The organism is Clostridia bacterium, from assembly GCA_017405765.1.
Taxonomy (GTDB): Bacteria; Bacillota; Clostridia; order Oscillospirales; family RGIG577; genus RGIG577.
Genome location: JAFQZS010000038.1, coordinates 39,243 through 47,163 on the forward strand (window position 1 = coordinate 39,243; position 7,921 = coordinate 47,163).

The 7,921-nt window shown below is 51.4% G+C and carries 5 protein-coding genes and 1 pseudogene; 4 read left to right on the forward strand and 2 right to left on the reverse strand.

The window, feature by feature from the left end:
• From dnaB to ftsH, 4 genes are all read left to right on the forward strand, one after another.
• Positions 1 to 1,335 carry a replicative DNA helicase gene (gene dnaB / locus IJG50_06865; GenBank protein MBQ3379571.1) on the forward strand — a complete coding sequence of 445 codons (1,335 nt, stop codon included), beginning with the start codon at positions 1 to 3 and terminating at the stop codon, positions 1,333 to 1,335.
• Positions 1,328 to 2,713 (forward strand): tRNA lysidine(34) synthetase TilS, encoded by a 1,386-nt coding sequence (gene tilS, locus IJG50_06870; protein ID MBQ3379572.1) that lies wholly within the window; start codon positions 1,328 to 1,330, stop codon positions 2,711 to 2,713. Before dnaB ends, tilS begins: the two co-directional genes overlap by 8 nt.
• 16 nt (positions 2,714 to 2,729) lie before the next feature.
• The gene (hpt, locus tag IJG50_06875) at positions 2,730 to 3,266 is read left to right on the forward strand and encodes a hypoxanthine phosphoribosyltransferase (GenBank protein ID MBQ3379573.1); all 537 of its coding nucleotides are present in this window, start codon (positions 2,730 to 2,732) and stop codon (positions 3,264 to 3,266) included.
• Between the two features lie 78 nt (positions 3,267 to 3,344).
• Positions 3,345 to 5,381, forward strand: coding sequence for an ATP-dependent zinc metalloprotease FtsH (gene ftsH, locus IJG50_06880; protein ID MBQ3379574.1), 2,037 nt, complete (start codon positions 3,345 to 3,347; stop codon positions 5,379 to 5,381).
• Between the two features lie 255 nt (positions 5,382 to 5,636).
• On the opposite strand, the gene IJG50_06885 is transcribed toward ftsH, so the two are convergent.
• Together IJG50_06885 and proB are read right to left on the reverse strand one after the other, a co-directional pair.
• Positions 5,637 to 6,875, reverse strand: coding sequence for a glutamate-5-semialdehyde dehydrogenase (locus tag IJG50_06885; GenBank protein ID MBQ3379575.1), 1,239 nt, complete (start codon positions 6,873 to 6,875; stop codon positions 5,637 to 5,639).
• Positions 6,876 to 6,888: 13 nt separating this feature from the next.
• A pseudogene (gene proB, locus IJG50_06890) lies at positions 6,889 to 7,689 on the reverse strand (glutamate 5-kinase).
• Between the last annotated feature and the right edge of the window lie 232 nt (positions 7,690 to 7,921).

The following is a 7,921-nucleotide window of genomic DNA, read 5'->3' on the forward strand; positions in this document are numbered from 1 at the left end:
ATGGAATCATTCGATATTGAGAGAGCGCCCTACTCAAAGGAAGCGGAAATGTCGCTTTTAGGCGCCATACTTCTTGACGCGAATGTGCTTGACGAAGTCGTTTTGCTTGTATCGGCCGACGACTTCTACGAAAAAGAGAACAGACAGATATTTGAAACGCTCCTTTTAATGCAGGATGCGGGACTTACGATAGATTACGTCACGCTCATAGAGCAGATGAAGCTTGCCGGCTATTACGACGAGGACTTCACGCTCAAATACATACTTTCGCTTATGGAGGCCGTACCCACGACAAAGAACGCCTCCTCGTATGCCGCCATAGTGCGCGACAAGAGCATGATGCGCCGCCTTATCGATGTCTCTGACGAAATACGCGCACACGCCGCGCTTTCCGACGATGAGGCGAAAAACCTTATAGATTTTGCACAGCAGCGCATATATGAGCTTCAAAACGACAAGAAAACGCGCGGCTTTGTGAGCATACGCGACGTTATGATGGAGTCGCTTATGCATTTAAGAGAGCTTCAAAGCAACCCCGAGGCATTTTTGGGACTAAACGTGGGCTTTTCGGCGCTCGATATGAAGCTTTCGGGCATAAATCCGTCTGACCTTGTGCTTATTGCGGCGCGTCCCGGAATGGGAAAAACGAGCTTTGCTCTCAATATTGCGCAGAACGTGGCGCGTAAAACGAAAAAGGAAGTAGTTATATTTTCGCTGGAAATGAGCGCGATGCAGCTTGTACAGCGCATGATCTCAAGCGAGGCGCGCGTTGAGGCGACGCGCATAAAAACAGGAGAGCTTAAAAGCGAGGACTGGGCAAAGGTGACGGGCGCGGCCTCCGCGCTTTCCGAGTGCCGGATATTTATAAACGACTCCTCGGCCATAACCGTTGCCGAGATGAAAAGCTTATGCCGCCGCTTCAAGAATTTGGGGCTTGTAGTTATCGATTATCTTCAGCTCATGCAGTCGGGCTTAAAGCGAAACGAGAACCGCGTGCAGGAGGTATCGGAGATATCGCGTTCGCTTAAGATCATGGCGAAAGAGCTTTCCGTGCCCGTTATATGCCTGTCTCAGCTTTCGCGCGGCCCCGAATCTCGAACGGACAAGCGTCCGCAGCTTTCCGACCTCAGAGAATCGGGCGCAATAGAGCAGGACGCCGACATGGTGCTCATGCTTTACCGCGAGGATTATTACAACAAAGAAACGGAGAAGCAGAACGTCTGCGAGGTCATCGTCTCAAAAAACCGCCACGGCGAGACAGGCATGATAGAGCTTTCGTGGGACGGACGCTACACTCGCTTTGATACGATAGAATGGAAACGCACAGATGAATGACAAGGTTTACGATACGTTTCTTAATACTATAGACTCGCGCGCGCTCGTTAATACCGGCGACCGCGTACTTTTGGCGCTTTCGGGAGGAAGCGATTCCGTCGTTATGCTCCATCTGTTTTTGCGCCTTGCCTCCGAGCGGGATATAACGCTTGAGGCGGCGCACATAAATCACATGATACGTCCTACGGCGGGGCGCGACGAGCAGTTCTGCAAAGAGCTGTGCGAAAAATACGCCGTAAGGCTCCATATAAGGCGTATCGACGTGCCCGCGCTTTCAAGAGTGCGCAAAGTGGGACTTGAAGAATGCGGCCGCGACGTAAGATACGAGGCGTTTTCCCAAATAATGAAGGAGCGCGGCCTTAACATCTGCGCCACGGCGCATAACAAAAACGACAACGCCGAAACGCTTGTTTTAAATTTTGTACGCGGCGCGTCGGCGCGCGGGCTTAGCGGCATACCGTACAGGCGCGGCGCAGTCATTCGCCCCATTTTAGACATAAAAAAGGCGGACGTGCTTGCATACGCAGAAAAAGCCAAACTTTCATTCATGACGGACGAGACGAACGCCGACACGGCCTATACGCGCAATTTCGTGCGGGCCGAGCTTATACCGCTTATCGAAAGAATGAATCCCTCGTTTGTCGATACCGCCGCGCGCAGCGCTGCGATCTTTTCGCGCGACGAGACGTATCTTCACGCCGAGGCCGAAAAGATAATGAAAGAAAGCGACGACCGCGGCGCTTATATATCGTTTGAGAGAGGCGCGCTTTCGGTTTTGCCGGAGGCGGTGCTTTCGCGCCTTGTGTCGGCTGCATGCGTCCGCGTATGCGGCGAAGAGCCCGATTTTACTGCCGTTTCACGGGCGATGCGGGCGATATACGAAAAAGAAGGCAATTATTCGGAGACGCTCTCGCACGGCGCACGCCTCGAGTCGTCTTACGGACGCATATACTTTTTAAAAGAAGAAAAGCCCGAAAGTTTTGTTTTTCCGGTAGATAAAAGCGAGGATACGCTTTATTTTTACTCGGCGGGGATAAAAATTTCATATAAAGTAAAAAATTATACGCAGAATTTAAAAAAAATTAATGGAATTTTGTATATGGACTATGATATAATGTCCTCTGAAGCTTTTTTTACGGAGCGAAAAGAGGGCGACGTTTTTTATCCTTTCGCGGGCGCGGGAAAGCGCAGCGTGAAACGATTCATGCAGGACGAGAAGATACCCGCATTCCTCCGGGCGCGTCTGCCGGTGCTTCGCTCGGGCGGCGATATATTGTGGGTATGCCCTGTGATGCGGCCCTCGGCGAAAGCCGCCGTAACGCCCGACACGAAGCGCGTCATATGCTTCAAGGCGTCGCCGATAAAACAATTCAACTAAAAAGGAGCTAATCCTTATGCACGAAGATATAAAGACCATACTTTACAGCGAGACCGAAATAGCGCGTCGCGTCTGCGAGCTGGGCGCCGAGATAACGCGCGATTACACAGGAAAAAGGCTTCTCTGCGTAGGCATTCTGAATGGCTCCGCCGTATTTTTGAGCGACCTTATACGCAGAATAGAGCTGCCCGTGAGAGTTGAGTTCATGGCGGCGTCGAGCTACGGTTCGGGCGCGGTCACTTCGGGAAATGTAAAGATAACGCGCGACCTCAATTTCGACATTTCCGGTTACGACATACTTATAATAGAAGACATCATAGACACGGGGCTTACGCTTTCCTATGTAAAGAAGCTGCTTCTATCGAGAAATCCGAAAAGCGTAAAGATAGTCTCGATATTCAACAAGCCTTCAAGAAGGCGCACAGAGCTTAAAGCGGAATATACCGGATTTGACGTACCCGACGAGTTCATAGTGGGCTACGGCCTTGATTACGGAAACAGATATCGCAATCTTCCGTATATCGGCGTACTCAAACCCGAAATATACAATTAGCGTATTTCATGGTACACAGTAAGGAGTGAAAGCATTTTGAAAAAGAATTTCCGGGCGTACGGTTTCTATATAGTACTTATGATACTTCTCGTTTTGGCTATCTCTACGATGCGCCAGCCTTCAACGACCGAGACGAAGGTAATGCCCTATTCCGAGCTGCGTCAGCTTTTCGCGGATGAGCAGGTATCGGAATTTGTCGTTGACGGGCTTACGCTCACGGTCACGACGAAGGACGACGAGACGCTCATATTCCGCTTAAGAAGCGCGGATATGTTCGTCGAGGATTTTAAGGAGACGTACAACCGTCAGTACGACGAGGGCATAATAAAAAGCTTCGACTTCCCGCAGGAATTCCAGCCGTCATGGTGGATGAGCATGATACCTTACGCGGTGTTCATGGTCATAATCATAGTGTTCTGGTTCTTCATGATGAATCAGTCGCAGGGCGGCGGCGGAGGCAAGGTCATGTCCTTCGGCAAATCCAAGGCAAAGCTTGCTATGGACAATCAGAAGAAGGTCACCTTCAACGACGTGGCCGGAGCTGACGAGGAAAAGGAGGAGCTTAAGGAGGTCGTAGACTTTCTTAAAGATTCGCATAAATTCACGGAGCTGGGCGCGCGCATACCGAAGGGCGTATTGCTCGTAGGCCCTCCCGGAACAGGTAAAACGCTTATCGCAAAGGCCGTATCGGGCGAAGCGGGCGTACCGTTCTTCTCGATATCGGGCTCCGACTTTGTTGAGATGTTCGTCGGCGTCGGCGCATCGCGTGTGCGTGATCTGTTCGATCAGGCAAAGAAGAATTCGCCGTGTATCATATTCATCGACGAAATAGACGCCGTGGGACGTCACCGCGGCGCGGGACTCGGCGGCGGACATGACGAGCGCGAGCAGACGCTTAATCAGCTCCTCGTTGAAATGGACGGCTTCGGCGCGAACGAGGGCGTTATCGTTATTGCGGCGACGAACCGCGCCGACATACTTGACCCGGCGCTCCTTCGTCCGGGACGCTTCGACCGTCAGATATATGTAGGATATCCCGACGTTAAGGGACGCGAGGCGATACTTCACGTTCATGCGCGCGGGAAGCCGTTCGACAAGGATGTAAGCTTCGAGGTCGTGGCAAAGACGACGGCAGGCTTTACGGGCGCCGACCTTGCGAACCTTTTAAATGAAGCGGCGCTTTTATCGGCAAGAAAGAATAAGCGCTCCATAGGTATGCAGGAGCTTGAAGAGGCCATGATAAAGGTCATTGCAGGCCCCGAAAAGCATTCGCGCGTGATGAGCGAAAAGTCGAAGCGGCTTACCGCGTACCATGAGGCGGGACACGCGATAGTTACGCGCCATCTTACTACGACGGACCCCGTCCATCAGATATCGATAATCCCCAGAGGACGCGCAGGCGGCTATACGCTGTCGCTTCCTAAGGAGGATAAGTCATATATGTCGAAAAAGGAGATCTTCGAGAGTATCGTAGTACTGCTCGGCGGCAGAGTCGCAGAGAAGCTCGTGCTTGACGATATCTCTACAGGCGCGTCGAACGACATAGAGCGAGCGACCTCGTCTGCGCGCAGTATGGTAACCACTTACGGTATGAGCGACCGCATCGGCCCGATAAATTACGGCGATACGGGCGGCGAGGTATTCTTAGGACGCGACTTTTCGACCGGAAAGCATATAAGCGAAAAGATAACGAGCGAGATCGACGATGAGATACGCCGCATTATAAACGAAGCTTATGAGAAATGCACACAGATACTTACGGAGCATATGAACGAGCTTCATATAATAGCCGCCGCGCTGATGGCGGAGGAAAAGCTGGACGGCGAGCGTTTCGAGCTGCTTTTGAACAGCGACGATCCGATGTCGCTCATAAAGAAGCCCGAGCCGAAAAAGAGCGAGCCGCCCCGTGTGATACCTATTCCGCCGGCGTCGCGCCGTCCGTCGCATTATCCGCCCGCGCCGGGCGCAAGAAAGGTGCGCCCGCATAACGACGAAGATGACGTTGAAGAGGACGTGACGGATTACAACGAGCCCGTGCTTGACGAGGACGACGTGCCGAAGCCCGCGCCGAAGTCCGACGCAGGCGACGCGCCCGCAGACGAAAGCGATAAGTAAGATAATACAACGCGCGCCCGAAGGTTACCCCTTCGGGCGCGCGGTCTAATACGCCACCAAAGCCAAAGATCACAGATCGCCGCGTCGCACAGTGCGCCCGACACAAGGCCCCGCCGAAAGTAAGCCAAAGCCTTACTCCAAAGGGGAAGCCATTTTGGAAGTCTTGGAACGCAGTTTTAAAGCCCCCTTGACTTCAGGAAAAAATGCATATAAAAAAGAGACGCGACCGGCGTCTCTTTTCTCGTATTTTCTCTCTTATCTTATCTGTCCGTCGCCGTAAATGATGAACTTCGTGCTTGTCATGGCGCAAAGTCCCATCGGGCCGCGCGCGTGGAGCTTCTGTGTTGAGATGCCCATTTCCGCGCCGAGTCCGAACTCGCCGCCATCGGTAAATCTCGTCGAAGCGTTTACATAAACGGCTGCGGCGTCTATATCCTCCAAAAATTTCTGGCTGTTCTTATACGACTCGGTTATTATGCATTCGCTGTGACCTGAGCCGTATTTGTTTATATGCGCTATCGCCTCGTCAATGCCGGAAACCACCTTTACCGCAAGTATATACCCCTGAAACTCGGTATAATAATCCTCGTCGGAAGCGGCCTTTGCGTCGCTGAGTATAGCGCACGTCTTTTCGCAGCCGCGTATCTCAACATTGTGTTCCTTTAAGCGCGCATCCACAAGCGGCAGTATCTCTTTTGCTATCTTTTCATGTACAAGGAGACTCTCTATCGCGTTGCAAACGGAGGGACGCTGCGTTTTGGCATTATCAGTTATATTTACCGCCATATCGAAATCCGCCGTCTCGTCAATGAAAACGTGGCAGTTGCCCACGCCCGTTTCAATAACAGGCACATTGGCGTTATCTACAACGGCGCGGATAAGACCGGCGCCGCCTCTCGGTATGAGCACGTCAACGTATTTATTGAGGCGCATAAGCTTTGTTGCGGTATCGCGGCTCGTGTCGTGTATCAGCTGAATGGCGTCGCGCGGCAGTCCCGCCTTTTTCAGCGCGTCGCGCATCGCCTCGGAAAGTGCGATATTTGAGTTTATCGCTTCCTTGCCGCCGCGTAAGATGACCGCATTGGAAGTTTTAAGGCATATGGTGGCCGCGTCTACCGATACGTTGGGACGCGACTCAAAAATTATTGCAACAACGCCAAGCGGCACACGCTTCTGACCGATAAGCAGACCGTTTGGGCGCTTTGTCATGGAAATGACCTCGCCCACGGGATCGTCAAGCGCGATAAGCTCGCCAATTGCCGAACACATTCCCTCTATACGTTTGTCGCTGAGCATAAGGCGGTCTATCATAACGTCGGATATGCCGTTGTCCTTAGCTTTTTTTATGTCCTCTGCGTTGGCAGAGAGGATCTTGTCCTTTTGGAGCATAAGCTCGTCGGATATGAGCTTAAGCGCGTCGTTTTTCTGTTTTGTCGAAAGGCCCGAAAGCTGCCTTGATGCAAGCTTTGCGTTTTTTCCCATTTGTTCAAGCATGGCGTTTTCTCCTTTATTCGGTTTTTTCTTCATTTAGTTCGCTGGCTACAAAGAGCGTTCCTACGCTCTTGCCCTCCAATATATCGTAAAGTATAGCCGGATCGCTGCCCGACGCGATATACATATCTATGCCGTGAGAAGTAGCGATCTTTGCGGCGTGAAGCTTTGTTATCATGCCGCCCGTGCCTACGTCGCTTTCCGAATCGCCTGCAAGCGACATTATATCTTCGTTTATCTTGAGCACTACGGGTATGCGGCGCGCTCGCGCGTTCTTTTGCGGATTTTTGTCGTAGAGCCCGTCAACGTCGGTAAGAAGCACTAGCGTATCCGCGCCTACAAGCGTTGCGACTATGGCCGAAAGCGTGTCGTTGTCGCCGAATTCAAGCTCCTCTGTGGAAACTGTGTCGTTTTCATTGATTATGGGTATAACGCGCGATTCCATGAGGCGGTTCAATGTGTTTATTACGTTCTGCCGACGAATCGGATCCTCGGTCGCGTCCTTTGTTAAAAGCACTTGGGCTACGGAATTGTTGTATTCCGAGAAGAACTTATCATATATAAACATAAGCTCGCATTGACCGACGGCCGCGGCGGCCTGCTTTCCGGGAGTGTCCTTCGGTTTTTTGTCAAGTCCCAGCTTAGATACGCCCACGGCAACGGCGCCGGAGGATACGAGCACTACTTTTTTGCCCATATTCTGAAAATCGGACAATGTGCGCACCAGCTTTTATATATGGAGAAGGTCAAGCCCGCCGCCGTTATGCGTTATCGTAGAGGAGCCGACCTTTACTACTATTGTGTTGATTTCGCTCATTCAAAATACACTCCCAAAATTTTGTCTTTATATAATTTTATGATGTATCACTTTTAAAGTCAACATAAAATAGTTCATGTATTTTACAAAAGTGTAGAGTCGTCAATGATGTGTGACACTTCACCCGAAAAAATATGACGAAGGTTATATGTGCGAATTTGAGAAAGACGAGGAGCCGTAGGCGACGAGGCTTTCTCAAATTCGGCGCGGCTCGGTCTGGCCCTCTGTGAAC